Raw genomic sequence first — 233 nt, 5'->3', positions numbered from 1 at the left:
TTGTGCTATTGCCGCTGGCATCTGTGGACGTCACTGTAATTGGGTAACTACCTACTGTTGTTGGTCTACCACTGATGGTATCTGTCTCTGAATCGAACGTTACTCCATCTGGTAAACCACTTACGCTGTTTGTCACAGGCTGACCGCTATTATCTTTAGCGTTGATTACGATTGGTTCGATAGCCGTATTCACTTCTGAATTTTGATCACCAATATTTGTCACTACTGGTTTG

General features: G+C 43.3%; 1 protein-coding gene. It reads right to left on the bottom strand.

Annotated elements, in window-relative coordinates:
- Positions 1-233 (bottom strand): putative Ig domain-containing protein (locus CD147_RS10775; RefSeq protein ID WP_142382048.1); only part of this gene is annotated, 233 nt, incomplete at both ends.

The organism is Staphylococcus devriesei, from assembly GCF_002902625.1.
GTDB classification, from domain to species: Bacteria; Bacillota; Bacilli; order Staphylococcales; family Staphylococcaceae; genus Staphylococcus; species Staphylococcus devriesei.
This window is presented reverse-complemented; position numbering and strand designations above follow the sequence as displayed.